Source organism: Saprospira grandis (assembly GCF_027594745.1).
Lineage (GTDB): Bacteria > Bacteroidota > Bacteroidia > Chitinophagales > Saprospiraceae > Saprospira > Saprospira grandis.
In genome coordinates this window covers 499517-518105 of the sequence record NZ_CP110854.1, presented here as the reverse complement: position 1 = coordinate 518105, position 18589 = coordinate 499517, and the positions used below count along the sequence as shown (strand labels likewise).

Here is an 18589-nt window from a genome sequence, read left to right as displayed (position 1 = left end):
CTTTATGCTACTCATTTAATCGCTAAATGAGTGAGCTGCTTATCGCTGAATAACGATAGGCTCGGTATGCTGCGTACGGCTCTTTTCATCAATGATGCGGAGCATATACATAGCAGGAGCAAGCTCTTGCGTATTGATGCGCAAGTTTTGCTGCCCAACAACATTTAGGCTTTGGGTATAAACCACTTGGCCATTTAGGGCTACCAATTGTAGCTGAAGCTGACGGCTTTCCGTCAACTCAAAGCTAAGGTTTACATAATCTTGAGCCGGATTGGGGAAAATGCTCATTTGCTCCAATCCTTCAATGCCCGTAACGGCTACAACAATAGTAACCGTATCGCTAGCCGAGCAACCGTTGGCATCGGTAACAATAACAGTTTGTAGTCCTGCCCCCTGAATTGTAGCAGTAGTTGAGCCATTAGACCAATCGTAGCTATAGCTAGCTACTCCACCAGAAACGCTGGCCGTAGCGGTACCATCATTATTATTGACTGCATCTACGGTCAAAATTGTAGGCTCCGTAATTTGAACGCTATTTTGTGTGCCACAGCCAATGCTATCTGTAATGGTCACATTATAAGTTCCGGCATTGAGGCCTGTAGCTGTAGCCGTAGTTTGGCTGCCCGCATTGGCATCCCAAATATAGCTGTAAGGGGCAATACCCGCTTGGCCCATAGCCGTAGCACTACCGTTTGCATCTCCATGACAAGCTACATCTACAGCAGAAACCGTAGAAACCGTATTAGAAATCGCCAATACCTGAGTATAGACATTATCACTGAGGTCATAATCGCCAGGAACATCAATGCTCACCTCAAAGATTCCGTTTCCAGAAGCAGAAGGGAAGGCAGGTAGACTAATCACTACAGAATCATCCATAGGAATGTTGTAGGCTGTGTCTACAGCAATCGTAAAGGGTAGGGTGCTTAGCGTCACGGTATAAGGAACCATGGCCAAGTCGCTGTTTCCACCATTGTAGATGACCATTTGTGGACTAGGAATGTTGTTGGCATTACAGTAAGTCGTCTGTAGACCATTCACCACTACGGTGGCGCTAACTGCAGGATCACAACGTACCGCATCAATGTTGAGTCCGTAGTTCCCCGTGCTAGAACCATAACCTTCTACCAAGATATAGATGGTATCTCCTCCATTATAGTTAGGATCATTAACAATATCGAGAAGGAGGTAAGAGGTAGTTCCTTGTCCACCATCATCATTGTAATCCAACTGAGTAGTTCCATCAGCCGCATAAACACGGAGATAAGTATCAAAGTCAGAGCTATCCAAGCTGATGAATAGAGTATCTGTACAGTTGTCTAGTACATGCTGGAACCATACATCCGCAGAGCTGTTTCCAATCGTGTTTTGGTAACAACCTGTGGTTGCTCCAGAATTGCTAAAGGGGAAGCTATTGAAGCTAATAGCCTGCTGGATGGTGTTTCCGGCAAGAGAAGCAAATACAGGCTGTACATCTAGCTGGAAGTTTCCGCTAGCAGTGCCCGCACCTTCTACCAAAATATAAATGGTGTCGCCACTATTGATGCTTGCCCCAACCGCAATGTTCAAGGCTGCATTATTGTTGCCTGCGCCATTGTCATTGCTAAACAGAATCGTGCTGCTATCGGCGGCATAGATGTTTAGGTAAGAATCATAGTCAGAGCCTGCCAAAGAGATGAGAATAGAGTCTAGACAGTCTTCAACAATGTACTCAAACCAAACGTCAGCAGCGGCTTGGCCAGCCGTATTGCTGTAGCAACTAGTGGCATTGTTGGCCACAAAAGGAAGCGCACTGATGCCAATAGCCGTATTGGCCCAATCTCCAGCAGGAGAGCTGCTTGTGGTGGCTTGTACATCAAGGACGTAGTTTCCTTCATTGCCGCTAAAGCCTTCTACTACAATATAAATCGTGTCGCCAGAATTAAAGTTGGCATTGTTCAAAATGCTCAATGCTAGGCGAGAGGTAGCTCCCGCTCCACCATCATCATTTACGGCCAAAGAGGTAGTTGTATCGGCCCCAAAAACACGGAGGTAAGTGTCAAAGTCAGAGCTATCCAAAGCAATGTAAAGCGAGTCGGTACAACTGGGAATTACATACTGAAACCATACGTCTGCCGAGCTATTGCCCACCGTATTCGTATAGCAAGAGTCAGTCGCTCCAGCTTGGTTAAAGTTAGGCGTGCTAATGACAAAAGCATCATTGGCCATATCGCCTTGTACGCCCAAGCAAGAGGTGGTAAAGCTAATTGGACCTACCCAGTTAGAGTTGCCACCACCGCTACAAAGGCCACGGACATAAATGTCATAGCTGCTTCCATCAGCCAGACCCGTAGCGCTAAAGGGGTTGCTGCTTGTTACCGTTCCTGAAGTAGGGGCCGCAGCTCCTGCTGCCACTAGGGCCACCTCTGCCTGAGGCGCGCCATTGGCATTAAAGCTAATATCTGCCGAGTTGGCTGTAATGTTGCTGGCCGTTACCGCAGAAGGATCCAAACAGGGAGGCGCTCCAATGCTCAAATCATCAATATACCAGTTGTCGCCACCGTCTTGCTCCATCACAAAAGCCACATAAACAGATTGGCCAATATAGGCGCTAAGATCTACTAACTTAGGGGTGTAGCTAGTTCCAAAATCAAGCTCCGATTGGGTGTCAATGGTCGTAAAAGTAGTGGTGTCGGTCTGAGATGTGGTAGATACCCGAATGGTATAAATGGTCCCATAATCCGAGCCATAAAATTGGCGCTGATAAAAGGCCAAGTCGCTAGCCCCAGCCGTAATATTTACCAAAGGCGTGACCATCCAGTCTACTGCGGTTCCTGTCGTTACATACTCATAACGGACATAAGCCGCTTGGGCTCCCGTATTGGAGGTCGTAGAGGCCTGCCAAGATTGGGCGGTCCCATTGCCATTATCAAAAATGGCCCAACCCGTAGGCGGAATGCTGCCCTCAAAATCTTCTGTCAACTGGGCCGAAACCGAGAAGCTCAAAAGACTCAAGCAAAACAGCATGAAAATTTGAATCGATAGTTTTTGCATATGAAATTAGATAGTAAGCAGTAGTGAACTGCTTAGCGGTTAGAAAAAATTAACTTCAAAAATAAGCTTTATTTTAATAGAAAGACGAGCAGATTAGTCGCATTCTGGTAGTTAATGAATTGTTAATTTATTTTATAGGCCTATAAGTTACCTTGTTGATTGTCACTATCTGCTAGTTTTTGTGCTTAATCTTGGGGCTGTCCCTCGCTTCGCTCGGGTCGCTATGCTGCGGGGCTCGCAGGTCTGCTCGGCCCTGCAGGCAGGCAAAGCCTGCCTTTGGTCTGGCCCTTCGGGCCACCCGCTCCGCAGCGCTCATCCGCTCCTCTGCAAAGCCTGCGCAAAATAGTCGGCTTCGGCCCTTTGGTCCTCTAATACGCATTAAATTTAAAGGGCCGAAGCGGGTAATTTAGAGCTTACTCATTGGATGAGCGGCCCAGCGCTGCGCAGGGGTGGCCGCAGGCCAGACCGAGTTTTTTTGAGCATAGCGAAAAAAAACGAAGGGCCGAACAGACCTGTGAGCCCCGCAGCATAGCGGCGGCCGCCTTGGCAAAGCCAAGGCGGCCGCGGGCCCCAAAACAATAAATCAAAAAGCAGCAACTAGAGCTGCAGACATTTTTTTAGAATCTGCACCATCTGGTAAACATCCTCAAAAGAGTTGTAGATGGGCGCGGGAGAAATGCGAATCACATCGGGCTCTCGCCAGTCACCAATCACGCCATTTTTGACCAAATCATCAAAGAGGCTGCGGTCGGCCCCTTTTACCTGAATAGAGAGCTGAGCGCCTCGGTCCTTGGGGGCTTTGGGCGTCAGGATACGGATGCGGTCGGTGGGCAGCTGATTGAGCAGGAACTCCAGATAGGCCGTTAGTTTTTTGCTCTTGGCCAGCAAACGGTCCATGCCCGCCTCATTGAAGAGGGCCAAAGAAGCCCGCATAGGCACCATGGCCAAAATGGGCGCATTGCTAATTTGCCAAGCATCGGCATTGGGGGCAGGCTCAAAAGTAGCGGGCATTTTGAATCGGCTCTCTTTGTGGTGGCCCCACCAACCCTCAAAACGAGGCAAATCCTTGCGGTTGAGGTGGCGCTCATGCACAAAGGCGCCAGCAATGCAGCCAGGGCCCGAGTTGAGGTATTTGTAGTGGCACCAAACGGCAAAATCCATCCCCCAATCATGCAACTGAAGGCGGACATTACCCGCAGCATGGGCCAAATCAAAGCCCACCATAGCCCCAATTTCATGGCCTTTTTTCGTAATGGACTGCATATCAAAACACTGGCCCGTATAATAGTTGATTCCGCTAAGCATGACCAAGGCAATACTGTCCTTTTCTCGCTCCAAGGCCTGCAAAATATCTTCGGTCCGCAGATGGTCTTCGCCCATACGAGGGCGTAGCTGAATCAAGCCATCCTGAGGGTCAATGCCATGAAAACGCAGCTGCGAATCTACGGCATATTTATCCGAAGGAAAGGCCCCACCCTCGATCACAATTTTGTAGCGGCTTTTTGTGGGCCGATAAAAAGAGACCATCATGAGGTGCAAATTGACGCTTAGGGTGTTCATGACGGTAATCTCTTTGGGCAAGGCCCCCACAATAGGAGAAAGCTGTCGGCTAAACTCTTCATGGTAGGTCATCCAAGGGCGCTCGGCCTTAAAGTGGCCCTCTACGGCCAATTCTTTCCAGACCTCCATTTCGTCTTGCATCAGCTGCTGAGCAAGGCGGGGCTGTAGGCCCAAAGAATTGCCGCAAAGATAAATAATAGGGCTTCCATCTGCCTGTTTAGGGAAATGAAATTGGGGGCGAAAATGCGCTAGGGGATCACTGACATCCTGGGCTTTGGCATAGTCCAAAGCATCTTCAAATTGTACCTCTTGCATTAGATATGTTTTTTTAAAGGAGTTTGATCTTTAGGCCTGAAGTTACGCTTTATTCAGGGCAAAACAAAAGCGCCCCCAATATTCTTGGAGGCGCTCTCTAGGGCTGTCATGGCCCAGTTTAGAAGGGTAGGCAATAGCCTAATTCTTCTTTTTCAATATGTTGGATTTTGACCGATTGGTTTTTGCTGTAGAAGACCCCACGGCTAAAATCAAGGATAATTTGAGGCGCCACTTGATACATCAGCTTTTCTTGCATGCTAGCTGGGTCAAGGCTGGCTACACCCCCCGCCAATTTAATTTCTTTTTGGAGGACCAAACGACCTTCCTGATCCATCTCTTTACCCGCTAGGCTTTTGATCGATAGCTGCTCTAAGGCCCCGATTTGGTCCTGCAAGACATCGCCTAGGCCCATATCTTTGCCTTTATATTCTATGATTTCAATTTCTGCATTTAGTCCATCAATTTGGCCCGAAAAACTCATGCGGCGCTTTTGGTTTTGGACCATGCTCCCCTGAGCAATATCAATCTGAATAGGGCTGTAATTTACGCCTTCAGCAGCCGCTAAAACAGGACGAATCGCATAGGGGTAGTACTCAAATTGATGCGTCTTTTTGTTGTAGGCGATCAAGGCCAAAATATTAAAGTCATTAAAATCTGTGGGCTTTACTTCGGTCTTGGCTTCATGCTTTTCTTCTTCCATTGTTGTGGGGTTAAAAGAAAAGACCTCATCATCCCGCTGCGGATAAGCTGCCATCCACTGCGCTGGATCTGGAGAATTAGGTAGGCCCGCAGAACTGATGTTCTTTAGCTCTTTTTTGACCAAAGACTCATGTAGCTTAAAGGCCAAACTCTTGACCAGCTCTGGCCCCGAATTTTGCTTCATCGAGAAGCTGCTACGGCCCATAAAACTAATTTCTTCTCGGTTTTTAAGCTGATCTACTAGCTTCTGAGGTTGTGCATAGGCGGCCTCGACCAAGAAAAGGCTAAGGCAAAGCAGAAGGAGATTACGCATAGGGTATTTGTTTAAGCGTGTTAAGAAAAACAAAATGAAAAATTCAAAGATAGGGCCAAATGGGGAATTTGACGCCGCCCTTTGCTGGCTATTTTCTAAAACTCCAATTTAGCAGCTCTGTTACGGACTAATCGGAAAAAAATCTGGCTTGGGCGGTACAAAAAAGCATTATGTCCATTTAACTTCTTCGCTAAGCCCATTTTTTCGCTAAATTAGAAAGTCGTTTTTGACTAAACCCTAAGATTTATTTATGCGTAATCTTTTTCTTCTTGCCTTTTTGGCTTGGGCCCCCCTCCTGATGGCCCAGAAAATACTCATTACAGGGCAGGTAATTGATGATGATACCGAAGAAGGTGTCCCCTTTTGTAGTGTATTTATTCCTGGCGATATCCCCATGGGAGTCACCTCTGATGTGGAGGGCAAGTACCGCATCGAAATGGAACTGGCCAACCTACCCAGCGATACGATTATGGCAGCCTCGGTGGGTTACGATAATCTGATGAAGCGAATCGATAAGACGCAGACAGAACTCTCCATCAATTTTCGCCTAAAAAGTAGCTCTGTAGAACTAGAAACGGTCATGGTGCTGGCCGGAGAAAATCCCGCTAATGAGGTGGTCCGACGCATTGTGGCCAATAAGGAGCGCAATAAGCGCAAAAACTTTGATAATTATCAGGTGGAGTGCTATTCTAAAACCGAATTGGACCTCAATAATATTGATCCCAAAATGAAGGATAGCCCTTTGTTTAAGGATCTGCAGTTTATTTTCGAAAATATCGACTCTACCTCCGATGTCAAACCCTTTTTGCCCGCCTATGTGGCCGAGCGAATTTATGATGTCTTTTATGTAAATGGCAAGGGCAAAAAAGAACTGCTCAAGGCCCAAAAGGTCTCCGGGGTAGAAAATTCAACGGTGGTGGATTTTATTGGCCAAATGCACGATGAGTTCGATCTCTACGATAATTATATTACGGTCCTCGGTAAGGAGTTTATTAGCCCCTTTGCCAATAATGGCCTCTTTTTCTATGAGTATTATATTATCGATTCTACTCATATCGAAGACGAATGGTCCTATAAGCTCAAGTTTAAACCCAAACGCCGAGGCGAAAATACGTTCTATGGCGACTTCTGGGTCTCTGTAGAAAATTATGGCCTCGAAATCGTCAATATGAGAATGAGCGAGGACGTAAATGTCAATCTGGTCAATCGCCTGCTCATTTATGCCGAATATAAACAGCAAGACAGCATCTGGCTGCCCTATAAGGAAAAAACAGTGATCGATTTTGCCCTCAGCAAAAAACGAGAAAAGATGATGGGGGTCATCGGTCGAAAAACTCTGATGTATAAGGATTTTCAAATTGGCCAAGAAGAATTAGAGAAAACCTATAAAAAGGTAGATCCCGAGGATATAGATTATATCGCCCTAGAAAAAGCCGATAGCTTCTGGTCCGAACAACGACACGAAAAGTTGACGGATAACGAAAAAGCGGTCTATAAAATGGTCGATAGTATCAAAACAGTCCCCATTTATCAAACGGCTGCCAAGCTCCTGTCTACCATCTCTACGGGCTTCCTAGAGGTCGGCCCAGTCTACCTCGGCCCTTATGGCTCTGTCTTTAATTATAATGATATTGAAGGAATCCGCCTGGGCTTTGGTGTCGGAACAGGCCCGCAGTTCTCCAAAAAGTTGCGCCTCTACGGTTATGGGGCCTACGGCTTTGGCGATAAACGCTGGAAGTACCGCCTAGAGGGCCAATATGTTTTCAATCGCTTCAAAAGAAGAGAAGTTGGCGTAAAATATATTAACGATGTCCTTTTCGATAACCGAAATAGCGAACAAACTCCCAGTCAAGGCCTTTTTGCGGGCTTCCTCCGCCGAGATGTGCCCGCCAAAATGCTGGCCGTTAAGGAGTTTAAGGCCTATTATCAACATACCTATAAAAGAGGCTTCTCCAATCGCCTAGCGGTCATTCACCGAAATATGATCCCGCAAGGAGCCATTTTTAGCCGCTCCGATAGAGGCTTCAATTTCCGCTATTATCCCGATGCCAACGATTATACAAAAATCGATACGGCAGTTACGACCACCGAAATCCTCCTCAAGTTTCGCTATGCCTATAAGGAAAAACTTTTGCGTAGCTATTTTAGCGACCTTTCTATCGGGACAGAATTCCCCATTATCGAGCTCTCTTATCTGGCCGGTATCAAGGGCGTTTTGGGCAGCAAATACAATTATCATCGCATCAGCGCCGAAATCTCGCATTGGTTCAATGTTGGCCCTGTAGGCTGGTTTTCTTACCGCATCGAAGGCGGAAAAGTCTTTGGCCGCCTGCCTTATCTTTTACTCGAAAGCCACCCCGGTAATGAGGCCTATTTCTATAATCCAGAATCCTATAACCTCATGAATAGCTTCGAGTTTGTGAGCGATATTTGGGTGGGCGTCCGCGCGGTCCAACATTTCGATGGCTTTTTCCTCAACCGTATCCCCCTAATCCGCAAACTAAAATGGAGAGAGGTCGCCTTTTTCCGCGGCGTCTGGGGCAGCCTGAGCCAAGAAAATCAAGAAGCCAATGCCCTAAATCATCAAGATAATGGTGGCCCCTATTACGGCAGCTTCAACCAGGGCCCTTATATGGAAGTCGGCGCCGGTATCGAAAATATCTTTAAGGTGATCCGTGTCGATGCCCTCTGGCGCCTCAGCTATTTCGATAATCAAGATGCCCAAAAATTCTCGGTCCGTGCTACACTAAGTTTCTATTTCTAAGGATTTGGGGCCCGCGGCCGCCCTTCAATTTGGGGCGGCCGCCGCTATGCTGCGCCGCTCGCAGGTCTGCTCGGCCCTGCAGCCGCCTTTGGCGGCTTTGGTCTGGCCCTGCGGGCCACGGCTGCGCAGCGCTGGGCCATTTGGCCTGCGGCCAGGCTGGCTGCGCCAGCCCCAATCCTGCTGCAATTGGACCAAAAAGGGACTCCCGATATCTTCGGGAGTCCCTTTTTCTATGCCCCTAAAGCTGGGCTGATCCTAATATAACTGACGGAAAATAGTCTGCATCTGTTTGTCGCCCACTCGGTACTGCTCCCGTACCTCCGCCGAAAATTGCTGGCTCAATACCCGCAAGTCTTGCGCCTTATCCAAATTAAATAGCTTCCAACTGGTTTTTGAACCCACTGGCCCCGAACGCTGAAATGCCCGCAAACCCCAATTATTAGCTCTTGTCAAACCCAAACAAAAGGGCTCCACAACTCGCCAATCATCTTGGTCATTATAACGAAAAGCAACAAGCAGCTGCTGAGAAATTGCATGATGTAGGTTGAGATGAAGTGCTGTGTTCGATTTCATAAGTCTAGCCGTTTTTATGATGATATAATTATTTTACGTACAAAACTTGATTTTGTTACCTTTTTGCTTAAATAATTGACCTCAAGCCCCTCTTTTTTTGCCCCTCTGCTAGTCCGCCTAACTCCCTGACTTAGCGAGCCCTATGCTAGGATTTCCGTTTTAATTGTTGTTATGGATTCGTTAAAGTATTTAGTAAGGGAACTTAAACAATTAGTCCAGGGAGCTAACTTTTTCCTAGCTCGACCTAGCTTTTCCTTAGCTCGAGCTGCTGGCCTTCTAGCTCGACCTCAGTTTTCTTTAGCTCGAGCTGCTGGCTTTCTAGCTCGACCTCAGTTTTCCTTAGCTCGAGCTGCTGGCCTTCTAGCTCGACCTCAGTTTTCTTTAGCTCGAGCTGCTGGCTTTCTAGCTCGACCTCAGTTTTCTTTAGCTCGAGCTGCTGGCTTCCTAGCTCGACCTCAGTTTTCCTTAGCTCGAGCTGCTGGCTTCCTAGCTCGACCTCAGTTTTCCTTAGCTCGAGCTGCTGGCTTCCTAGCTCGACCTCAGTTTTCCTTAGCTCGAGCTGCTGGCTTTCTAGCTCGACCTCACTTTTCTTTAGCTCGAGCTGCTGACTTCTTAGCTCGACCTCACTTTTTCTTAGCCTTTTCCGTCGTTCTAGCAGTCCCTAGGCAGCAAAAAGGAGAAACACAGAATTTTAAACAGACTGGCCGAAGCGAAAAGACTAGCTTGAAAACTATAGTTGAGCGGCCTAGCGATGTGCAGCAGTGGCCGCAGGCCAGACCAAAGCGGCGCAGCCGCTGCAGGGCCGAGCGAATAGCGAGCTGCGGAACGTAGCGCCTGCCGCAGGCAGGAGGCCCCAAAACAACATAAAAAAAGCCTAGCATCTTAAAGACACTAGGCAAACTGGTTAATGCTGAGAGCAGAACGGCTTATTCGGCAATTTTGCTTTCGTCATTAGTTTTGATGCTACAGCCAAAAGCGAGAGTGCTATTGGGGCTGGGCGCTTCATTCTTGAGCAAGGCATCCAAGGCATCGGCCAAGAAAGTTTTGCTTACTTCTTCGGCTTCTTTGCTATCGTCAAAAGCCCCTTTATAAACCAGTTTAAGCGCATCGCCCTCTTTGTTGAGCAAAAAGCAGTGAGGCGTTTTGGTGGCGCCAAAAAGAGGGAAAACATTTTGGCCTTCATCAAATAGATAAGGAAAGCTAAAGCCCTTTTCTTTGGCTCGTTCCTGCATTTTGGGGTAGCTATCATCAGCATTTACCTCCGGGTCGTTGGGGTTGATGGCGATAACGGGATAGCCCAGCTCCTTGTACTTTTTGTCCAAGGCGATAATGCGGTCCTCATAAGCGATAGAGAAGGGGCAGTGGTTGCAGGTGAAAATCACCACAAAGCCTTTGGCCTCGGGATAATCGGCCATGCTGACCATCTTGCCATCTACGTTTTTGAGCTTGAAATCGGCTACGGCATCACCCAATTCATAGCGTTTGATAGGAGCGGCTTCTGTTTTTTCCTCTTTGGTCTCGGCCGTTTGTGCTGTTTTTTCGGCTTCATCTGTGGCTGTTGTTTTGGGCGCCTCCGATTGGCAGGCGGTAAATAGGCCCAAAAACAAGAGCATAATTAAACTTTGCTTGATCATGTAATTATATATAATAGTCAGGAAATACGATAAATTATAGGGGCAAAATGGCCTTCAGTTCCTCGCTGCTATGGAAGCTTTGGCGGTAGAACTGATGTTGGCCCTTGCCTAAAATGAGGGTGGCGGGAATGGCGCCAGACCAATCTTTATCAATTTTGGGCAGCCATTCATTCACTTTTTTCTGCTCCAAGAAAACGACCTGCCCAATCTCTTCTTTATCTATAAAGGGCAGTAGTTTTTTCTCTAGGCTTTTGGTAAAATCGAGGCTAACGTAGAGGAATTTGACCTTACCGGCCAGTTCTTTTTCTAGGGCATTGAAGTAGGGCAATTCCTTAACGCAGGGGCCGCACCAGGTCGCCCAAAAATTGACGACATAGAGCTCTTCACCATCTTTTAGGCTCAAAATATCTTTTTCGAAGCCTTCAAAATGGTAGAGTGGGAGCGACTTGCCTGTTTCGCTAGTCAGGATTTTATCGGCATGGGGGAAATCTGTTGATTCTTCAGCCGGTTTTTCTTTTTCTTCGGCTGCGGCCGCTGTTTGGGCGGGCTGTTCTGCAGGGGATTCGCTGTTTGTTTTGGCCTCTTGGCAGGCGCCAAAGCTGAGGGCCAAAAGGGCGGTAAAAAGGAGCTGTTTCATACTGTTTTTTTTAGTCCTCCTCAATCAAGAGCAGGAAATCTTTTTGGAGAGGGTGGAGTTCTTGCAGCAATTGGTCCAGCCATTTTTGGCCGCCCAAGCGCAGATAGAACTCCATAAAATTGCTGTATCGTTCTTGGAGTTTACCTTTGGGAAGAAGCTTGTTTTGTAGCTTTTGGATTTTATTTAGTTCGCTATCCATTTTTTGTTTTTCGGCCCGCATGAGTCGCTTTTGCAGCTTGTCTAAGCTCTTTTGAATTTGGGCTTCTTGGGCGGCCACCGAAGCTTTTAGGGTGGGCTCTACGGCGGCGGTTTTCTCGCCAATTTGTGCAAAAAGGGCCTTGATTTGGGTCTGTTCTGCCTCAAAATTGAGCTCGTGTTCCGTTTGTCTACGGACAAAATCTTGTCGGAGCGTTTCGGTCTCTTCAAAGAGCTGCGGCCAATCAAATCCTAGGGCCAGCCAATTTTTTGCCGAGCGGGCATCGATCAACTGCACAGAGTTTCGGCGGACCAAAATGGGAAAAGGCGTTTGATAATGGGCAAATTGGGCTTTGCGCTCCATCCAATAGGCCAGCTCTCCGCCTCCACCTACATAGGCTAGGTTGGGCAAAATCTGCTCTTGATAAAGGGGACGCAAAATGACATTGGGGCTAAATCGCTCGGGATGTTGCTCCAATTCGGCCAAGATTTCGGCTTCAGAAAAGCGCAAATCACTATCTAAAACAGCATATTCTCCGGCTTCATTTTGTACAATTCTGCTGCGCTTATTGGGGAGAAGATAAAAGAGGTTGATATCGCGGGCATAGGCTTGTGGACCAAAACCGGCGGCCTCTAGTTCCGCATAGCTTTTTTCCAAAATAGCCTTAGAACTTTGCTGCAAGAGCTCTTCTTTCATCACTTCAGAAAAGCTAGCTTTTAGAGCGGGGCTGCTGGCCCGCAAAATGACTAAGCCATAGCGGCCAAAAAGGGCATGCACCCATTCCATAAAGGCTTGGCCATAGGTTTTTGGGCCAGAAAAAGCGGCTTGCAGGCTCGTTTTTAGCTCTTGGGCTTCTGGACTATCGCCCAAAATGTCAAATAATTCGCTCAATACGGGCGCTAGGCTGTCTATTTTATATTGGCCCAAAGCCCCGCCCTGATGGTCTTCCCAAACTAGGGGGCGGCCAAAAAGGTAGGTATGCTTAATTTCTTCAAAATCGTGGTCTTCTTCGCCCAACCAATAAATGGGCACAAAATGATATTGGGGGTAGGTCGTTTTTAGCTCTTGGGCCAGACGGATAGTTCCCAAAATCTTATACACAAAATAGAGCGGCCCTGTAAATAAATTGGGCTGATGCCCCGTAGTGACCGTAAAGGTTTGCTCTTGCCCTAGGGCGGCCAACTGCGCTTTTAAAATTTCGGGCTGCTCCAAATGAGCATATTGGGCCTGAAGTTCTTGGACCAAAAGCGCACGGCGCTCGGCCGAAAACTGCCTTTGCTGAATAGCCGCAGCAAAATTATCGATTTCTGGGGCGCTGGCATAAAAGGGCCGCAGCCGCTGATCGCCCCTTTGGTAGGCTTTGTCAAAAGTAGAAAGTTGTGGAATTTTATCGTAAGGAAGCGCTAGGCGTTGCATGGCAAATAAACTGTGTGTGAAATAATTTTTTAGTCCTCTTGGCTAAGAAGAGACAAATAAAAGGGCCGAGGGTTCATTTTTTTTTGGGGCTGCCCCGCCCTGCGGGCGGGTCGGGCTGTCCCGGGCTCGCAGGTCTGCTCGGCCCATCGCTTTTTCGCTTTGCTCAAAAGCTCGGTCGGGCCTTCGGCCCCCCTTCCCATCCCTCAGCCGTTGGGCCTTCGGCCCGCTGGCGGCTGCGCCGCCTAAAAGGACCAAAAGCTGCCGCTAAAGAAGTTCAAATATAAAGGCTAGATATTGAAATTAGTGGTAGCTACAACAATTTAAGAAAACAAAAAGCCCAGCTGTTTAGCGAACAGCTGGGCTTTTTGAGCAGTAAAAGAAGGGAGCTTAGCGCATATCGACCTCTCTAATGCCGGGGTATTTACTTTTATCAAAAATAAAATCTTTGTCTTGCGGTTGGGCGGCTTTAAGCACCTTAATATCTAGAGTATAGATGGTGCCATCTTTGGCAAAGACCTTAATTTCATTGACCATGGGTTTGGCTCGGTCAATGGTGGCTCTAATTTTAAAGAAATCGGCTTCCTTATCATGCGGCTTAAACTCAATTTCGCAAATATCGCCTTTTTCTTGGGTCATGGCATAGAAAAACTCATCTTCGGCCTCGTAGATTTTCATAATTTTAGAGGGCGACATCATATCTTCATCTTCGGGCTCATAATCATTGATTTGCAGCTCGTTGTTGTTTTTCATGTACATCCAGAGCGTTTCGCCATCGCAGTAAATTTCGTTGCCATTATTATTGACATGAAACTTATCGCCTGCTTGGGTAATTTGGCCTTTTTGGCGTTCTTGGGTTTCTCGGTTATCAATCAGCAACTCATATTCTGCATAAATTGCCTTATATTGGGTGTACTTCTTTTTTAGTTTTTCCAGTACTTTTTTTGCGGCTGGATCAGATTTTTCCACATTCGCTAAGGCCTTTTTAAAGAAAGGCGTTTGGGCGTTTAGTTGGTTAAGGCCAAATGTCATCATTAGACAAAAAGCAAAAAGCAATTTCATTGTTCTCATATGAATAAAGTAGTTGTAGGTAGTTCTGAAAAACTATTGGTCTTTTGGAGTATTTACGGGCTTTGGAGGAGCCTAAAACAAAAGCGATTCCAACTTTTGTTTGTTCTTGCTCGTCTTCATGCGATTTGGTCTGGCCGAGCAAAAATTATTCCAAGGCGTCAAGATAAATTTTAATCAGCAGAGGATAAATATTTTGGACAATTTAGCAGCAGTTAGACAGTTGATTGGCAGTGGCGATATGGCCAATATTGAGTTAGCCTTTAGTTTGGCCGAGGGGCAGGGGCTTGCTTTGCAAGAGCTTTTGGCGCCCTACTATTTGCTTTGGCCTAGGGCCGAGCGGCCCAAAGAAATGGATGCAGAAGACCTTTGGGCCTTATTGCAGCGTCCTTTTCTCAACTTATCCAATAGAAAGTTGCAAGAGCTGCCCAAAGAAATTGGTCAATTTAGGGCCTTAGAACAGCTGGACCTTTCTGCTAACCAATTACAGTCTTTACCTGAAGAACTGGCCGAGCTGCCTTATTTGCATAGCCTGAGTCTCAACAGCAACCGTCTAGAAGAATTTCCTTGCTTTTTGGGCCGCTTGCCCAATTTGCAGCAGCTCTTTTTAGGCATCAATAAGATAAAAACCCTGCCTAAAACAACAGTGGGCTTTCAAAGTTTGCGCAATTTGCAGCTTTTTGACAATGAATTGGAGGAAGTTTCTTTTAGCTTTTTTCAGGCCGAGGATTTTGGAACGCTCAATTTGAGCCGCAACCCCCTGCGGCGGCTCTCTCTTTTTGGGCAAGGCCAATTGGGCCAACTGCGCAAATTGGAGCTAAGCGACACAGAATTGGACCAATTGCCCGCTGATATTGGGGGCTTGTATTCCCTTACTCATCTAGACCTCTCCTATACCCCCCATTTAGAAGAGTTGCCCGAGCGCTTTGTGCAGCTCGAGCGCCTGCAAATTGTAGAAAGCAGAAATACGCCACTCAAAAATTTGGACCAATGGCTGCAACGAATGCCATGGGTCGACTTTTTGGTTTAGCTTTGCTTGGCCTAGCGATGTGCAGCAGTGGCCGTCAGGCCAGACCCAGCCGCTGAAAGCGGCGCAGGGCCGAGCGAACAGCGAGCTGCGGAACGTAGCGCCGCAAGGCATAGCCGCAGCGGAGGCCCCAAAATAAAAAAAAACAGAACCCTATGAAACAACTACTTATCTTATTTCCCTTTTTACTATTGAGTTGCTCCCTTTGGGGCCAGAAAGAATTGAAAACCGCCAAAAAGCTACTGAATCGAGGCGACTTTTATGGCGCGGTGGAGGAGTATGAGCAAGCCTTTAAGGAAGAGGCCTTTCAGGGGCAGTCCAAGAAAAAGCAGGCCGAGGCCTATTGGGGCTATGCGGAAGCTTGCCGACAGAGTTTTAACTTTGGCAAGGCGGAGTCCTATTACCGCAAATTGAGCCGAATGGGAGAGGAGCGGGCGGCTTATCCGAGCATGGATTTTTATTATGCCTACACCTTGAAGCACAATGCCAAATATTCGGAGGCAATTGTAGAGTTTGAGGCCTTTTTGGCCAAGGCGGTTAGGGGCCGAGAATTACAGGCTTTGCAAGAGCGGGCCAAGCATGAGCTAGACGCTTGTAAATTTGCCGAAGAGATTTATAAAAAGCCCATTGAGGGGGTAGAAGTGATCTCATTGGGCGAAAAAGTGAATACCGCTTATGCCGATTTTTCTCCGCATTTGGTGGGCGATGAATTGTATTTTTCTGCCCTGCGTTTTGAGAAAGACGCTAAGCGGAGAATGAGCGCCAAGGCCTCCACCAAGCAATATTTGTATGGAAAAATTTTGCGTTCCAGAGACCGAGGGCAAGGAAATGCGGCCTTTGTGCCGGGTTTGAACCGCAAATACACCAATGTGGGTAATTCGGCTCTGAGTGCAGATGGGCAGTGGTTGTATTATACGCTTTGCGAGCGGAACCCTCAGAATGAATTGGAATGTGAGATTTATAAAGTGCCCAAAAAAGGCAATGCTTGGGGCAAGCCAGCGGCTTTGCCTAAATCGGTTAATGCGCCTAGAGGCTATACCACGACTCATCCTAACCATAGTTTTGATAGTTTGCAAAACAAAAGCCTGCTCTTTTTTGCCTCTGACCGCAAAGGGGGCTTTGGGGGCTTGGATATTTGGTGCGTAGAAGTTTTGGGCGATAACAAATATGGAAAACCCTTTAATTTGGGGCCCGAAATCAACACCAAAGGCAATGAGGCCACGCCTTTTTATCATGCCAAAACGCAGACGCTTTATTTTAGCTCTACTTGGCATTTGGGTTTGGGCGGCTATGATATTTTTAAGGCCAAACGAGAGGATGATAGCTGGTCGGCGCCCCAAAATGTGGGCGTGCCGCTCAATTCTGCGGCCAATGACTTGTATTTTTACATTGCGCCAGAGCTAGACACCTTTGGTTATTTTTCTTCTAATCGGCCTGGCTCTAAAATCTTGACGGGAGAGTCTTGTTGCAATGATATATATGCCTTGAGCTTGCCGGTGGAGATTGAGCCTGGAGATTTGATTGTAGAGCCCGAATTGAGTCCTTTGGATAGCCTTTTGGCCCAAGACCCCGTATTGACGGGTATAGAATTGGAGCCAGAAGTCCCAGAGGCGGTTCCAGAAACGCCCAAAAAAGACAGCAGTTTAACGCCTCCTGTAGCTGTAGTGGACCCTATTGATCCGCCAGTAATGGAGCCTGAAGAACTAGACAGTTTGCCCAAGGAAGTTGTTGAAGAAGCGCCTAGCATAGCCAATTTACTAGAGAAACTGCCCATTAGTTTGTACTTCCACAATGATAGTCCAGACAAACAAACTTATGCCACCACTACAAAAATGAGCTATACGGAATCCTACCAAGCTTATTTGCAACTACAAGCGCAATATGAGGAGGAATTTTCGGCCCAATATGATGGGGCAGAAGTGCAGCAGCGGGCCAAAGCTAGAGTGGCCAAGTTTTTTGAGCAGGAAGTAGTGGGGGAGTATGCCCGTTTACAGCATTTTTTGGGGCAGTTGCTCAGGCTTTTGGAGACTGGACAAGCCGTAGAGTTTCACCTGAGAGGCTATTGTAGTCCCCGTTCTTCTTCGGCTTATAATATCAACTTGGCCAAAAGACGGATTTCGAGTATGCGCAATGAAATGGAGCAATTTCAAAATGGGGCATTTCAGCCTTATTTGCGTTCTGGGCAGCTCAAATTTGTAGAGCTTTCTATTGGAGAAACGGAGGTGCCGGCTGGCGTTAGCGATGATATTAACGACCCTCGCAACTCTATTTATAGTGTAGAGGCTGCGGGCCAAAGAAAAATACAGATTGAGATGATTATGGCGCAGCCAGAGGAAGAGTAGGTTTAAGTTATCAATAACTTTATTTATTGAAATAAGTTTAGTTTAGGTTTTAGTTTTGGGCATTATCTGGAATTTGAAATTATATTTAATAATGCTCTATTACCTATTTTATTCCTTATCTATCTTTTTGGTTTGGGCTTATGCCTTTTTATATGGAGGCTATCCCTCAAATTATAGCATTTTGTTGGGGTTGCTCTATACCTTTTATGCCAGCTATTATATTCGGCAGTTGATTAAGGGCAGTGAAACCAAATGGCATATTTTATTAAAGCTATTTGCTCCTCTGCTTTATTTTGGGATATATATCTATACCTTAAAGGAGAGGGGCTATTCTTGGATGCCCCTGCTTAACTCTCCATTTATGGCGGCTACTTTGTTAACCCTAGGCATTCAGTTTGATCGCCGTTTATTCCCGAAGCAAGCCATGCAGTTTTTCGTTCTGACAGGCATTATCATTTACAGTTTTCGCTTTTATCCTGAGCACATAGAGTTATCTAAGTATGAGCATCATCAGCAACAGCCTAGCTACAATTTTGCAGAAAAAAAAGCAGAGGAGCCCAAAAGAGATAGTAGCTACAATATCTTTAGTCAATTCTTTTTGCAAGAGGAGGGAGATACTGTGACCTTGGCTCAAAATGGCCATTATGTGCTAATTGAAACTTGGCATGAACGCTGCCTACCTTGCCTGAAGGCCATTCCAGATATGCAGCCTTTTTATCAAGAGCTAAAAGGAAAATTGGATCAATACTACATTTATGTTCCAATAGATAAAATGGCAGAATTAAACCAAAACAAAGTTTTTAACTTTGAAAAAATCAAAGAGCATGAACGCATTCGCATTGATTTAGGACTACAGCAGCAGTTGGGCCTCAAAGGGTTTCCATATTTTCTTTTGTTTAATCCCTAAGGAGAGCTAATTTTTGAGCAAAGAGGCTACAATGAGGAAAAACGTTTGGAGCTAGAAGCCCTAATCCGGGAAAAAATCTTGTAGGCCGAGAAAAAAGGACAAAAAAGT

Annotated in this window: 12 protein-coding genes; 4 read left to right on the top strand and 8 right to left on the bottom strand. The window is 46.7% G+C overall.

Annotation, left to right across the window (positions count from 1 at the left end):
* Window positions 1-39: 39 nt before the first annotated feature.
* The 3 genes from OP864_RS01890 to OP864_RS01880 all read right to left on the bottom strand — a co-directional run bounded on the left by OP864_RS01890 (window position 40) and on the right by OP864_RS01880 (window position 5920).
* Window positions 40-3033 (bottom strand): T9SS-dependent choice-of-anchor J family protein, encoded by a 2994-nt coding sequence (locus OP864_RS01890; RefSeq protein ID WP_270099618.1) that lies wholly within the window; start codon window positions 3031-3033, stop codon window positions 40-42.
* A gap of 597 nt (window positions 3034-3630) precedes the next feature.
* Complete coding sequence (kynU, locus tag OP864_RS01885; RefSeq protein ID WP_270099617.1) at window positions 3631-4908, bottom strand: kynureninase; 1278 nt, start codon at window positions 4906-4908, stop codon at window positions 3631-3633.
* Between the two features lie 118 nt (window positions 4909-5026).
* Window positions 5027-5920 (bottom strand): hypothetical protein, encoded by an 894-nt coding sequence (locus tag OP864_RS01880; protein ID WP_270099616.1) that lies wholly within the window; start codon window positions 5918-5920, stop codon window positions 5027-5029.
* A gap of 250 nt (window positions 5921-6170) precedes the next feature.
* Between OP864_RS01880 and OP864_RS01875 the strand changes: the two genes are divergently transcribed.
* Complete coding sequence (locus OP864_RS01875; protein WP_270099615.1) at window positions 6171-8684, top strand: DUF5686 and carboxypeptidase-like regulatory domain-containing protein; 2514 nt, start codon at window positions 6171-6173, stop codon at window positions 8682-8684.
* A gap of 255 nt (window positions 8685-8939) precedes the next feature.
* Here the strand turns inward: OP864_RS01875 and OP864_RS01870 are convergent, their stop codons facing one another.
* The 5 genes from OP864_RS01870 to lolA1 all read right to left on the bottom strand — a co-directional run bounded on the left by OP864_RS01870 (window position 8940) and on the right by lolA1 (window position 14208).
* Window positions 8940-9257, bottom strand: a complete 318-nt coding sequence (locus tag OP864_RS01870) for a WYL domain-containing protein (protein ID WP_002660158.1) — start codon at window positions 9255-9257, stop codon at window positions 8940-8942.
* Between the two features lie 926 nt (window positions 9258-10183).
* Window positions 10184-10891 carry a thioredoxin family protein gene (locus OP864_RS01865; protein WP_270099614.1) on the bottom strand — a complete coding sequence of 236 codons (708 nt, stop codon included), beginning with the start codon at window positions 10889-10891 and terminating at the stop codon, window positions 10184-10186.
* Between the two features lie 34 nt (window positions 10892-10925).
* Window positions 10926-11528: a TlpA family protein disulfide reductase gene (locus OP864_RS01860; RefSeq protein ID WP_270099613.1), complete on the bottom strand. Its 603-nt coding sequence runs from the start codon at window positions 11526-11528 to the stop codon at window positions 10926-10928.
* 10 nt (window positions 11529-11538) lie between these two features.
* Window positions 11539-13140, bottom strand: coding sequence for a bacillithiol biosynthesis cysteine-adding enzyme BshC (gene bshC, locus OP864_RS01855; RefSeq protein ID WP_270099612.1), 1602 nt, complete (start codon window positions 13138-13140; stop codon window positions 11539-11541).
* 387 nt (window positions 13141-13527) lie between these two features.
* Window positions 13528-14208, bottom strand: coding sequence for an outer membrane lipoprotein periplasmic chaperone LolA1 (lolA1, locus tag OP864_RS01850; RefSeq protein ID WP_270099611.1), 681 nt, complete (start codon window positions 14206-14208; stop codon window positions 13528-13530).
* A 193-nt stretch (window positions 14209-14401) separates the two neighbouring features.
* On the opposite strand from lolA1, the gene OP864_RS01845 reads away from it, so the two are divergent.
* The 3 genes from OP864_RS01845 to OP864_RS01835 all read left to right on the top strand — a co-directional run bounded on the left by OP864_RS01845 (window position 14402) and on the right by OP864_RS01835 (window position 18481).
* A complete protein-coding gene (locus OP864_RS01845) occupies window positions 14402-15235 on the top strand; it encodes a leucine-rich repeat domain-containing protein (protein ID WP_270099610.1) in 834 nt (277 codons plus the stop codon).
* A 152-nt stretch (window positions 15236-15387) separates the two neighbouring features.
* Window positions 15388-17574: a hypothetical protein gene (locus tag OP864_RS01840; protein WP_270099609.1), complete on the top strand. Its 2187-nt coding sequence runs from the start codon at window positions 15388-15390 to the stop codon at window positions 17572-17574.
* 91 nt (window positions 17575-17665) lie between these two features.
* Entirely contained in the window at window positions 17666-18481 is an 816-nt protein-coding gene (locus OP864_RS01835; RefSeq protein ID WP_270099608.1) for a TlpA family protein disulfide reductase, read from the top strand.
* Window positions 18482-18589: the final 108 nt, after the last annotated feature.

What these genes read in the sequence shown, in the direction of transcription:
- OP864_RS01890 (WP_270099618.1), bottom strand. Translation starts at nt 3,033, where the DNA reads ATGCAAAAACTATCGATTCAAATTTTCATGCTGTTTTGCTTGAGTCTT.
- kynU (WP_270099617.1), bottom strand. Translation starts at nt 4,908, where the DNA reads ATGCAAGAGGTACAATTTGAAGATGCTTTGGACTATGCCAAAGCCCAG.
- OP864_RS01880 (WP_270099616.1), bottom strand. Translation starts at nt 5,920, where the DNA reads ATGCGTAATCTCCTTCTGCTTTGCCTTAGCCTTTTCTTGGTCGAGGCC.
- OP864_RS01875 (WP_270099615.1), top strand. Translation starts at nt 6,171, where the DNA reads ATGCGTAATCTTTTTCTTCTTGCCTTTTTGGCTTGGGCCCCCCTCCTG.
- OP864_RS01870 (WP_002660158.1), bottom strand. Translation starts at nt 9,257, where the DNA reads ATGAAATCGAACACAGCACTTCATCTCAACCTACATCATGCAATTTCT.
- OP864_RS01865 (WP_270099614.1), bottom strand. Translation starts at nt 10,891, where the DNA reads ATGATCAAGCAAAGTTTAATTATGCTCTTGTTTTTGGGCCTATTTACC.
- OP864_RS01860 (WP_270099613.1), bottom strand. Translation starts at nt 11,528, where the DNA reads ATGAAACAGCTCCTTTTTACCGCCCTTTTGGCCCTCAGCTTTGGCGCC.
- bshC (WP_270099612.1), bottom strand. Translation starts at nt 13,140, where the DNA reads ATGCAACGCCTAGCGCTTCCTTACGATAAAATTCCACAACTTTCTACT.
- lolA1 (WP_270099611.1), bottom strand. Translation starts at nt 14,208, where the DNA reads ATGAGAACAATGAAATTGCTTTTTGCTTTTTGTCTAATGATGACATTT.
- OP864_RS01840 (WP_270099609.1), top strand. Translation starts at nt 15,388, where the DNA reads ATGAAACAACTACTTATCTTATTTCCCTTTTTACTATTGAGTTGCTCC.
- OP864_RS01835 (WP_270099608.1), top strand. Translation starts at nt 17,666, where the DNA reads ATGCTCTATTACCTATTTTATTCCTTATCTATCTTTTTGGTTTGGGCT.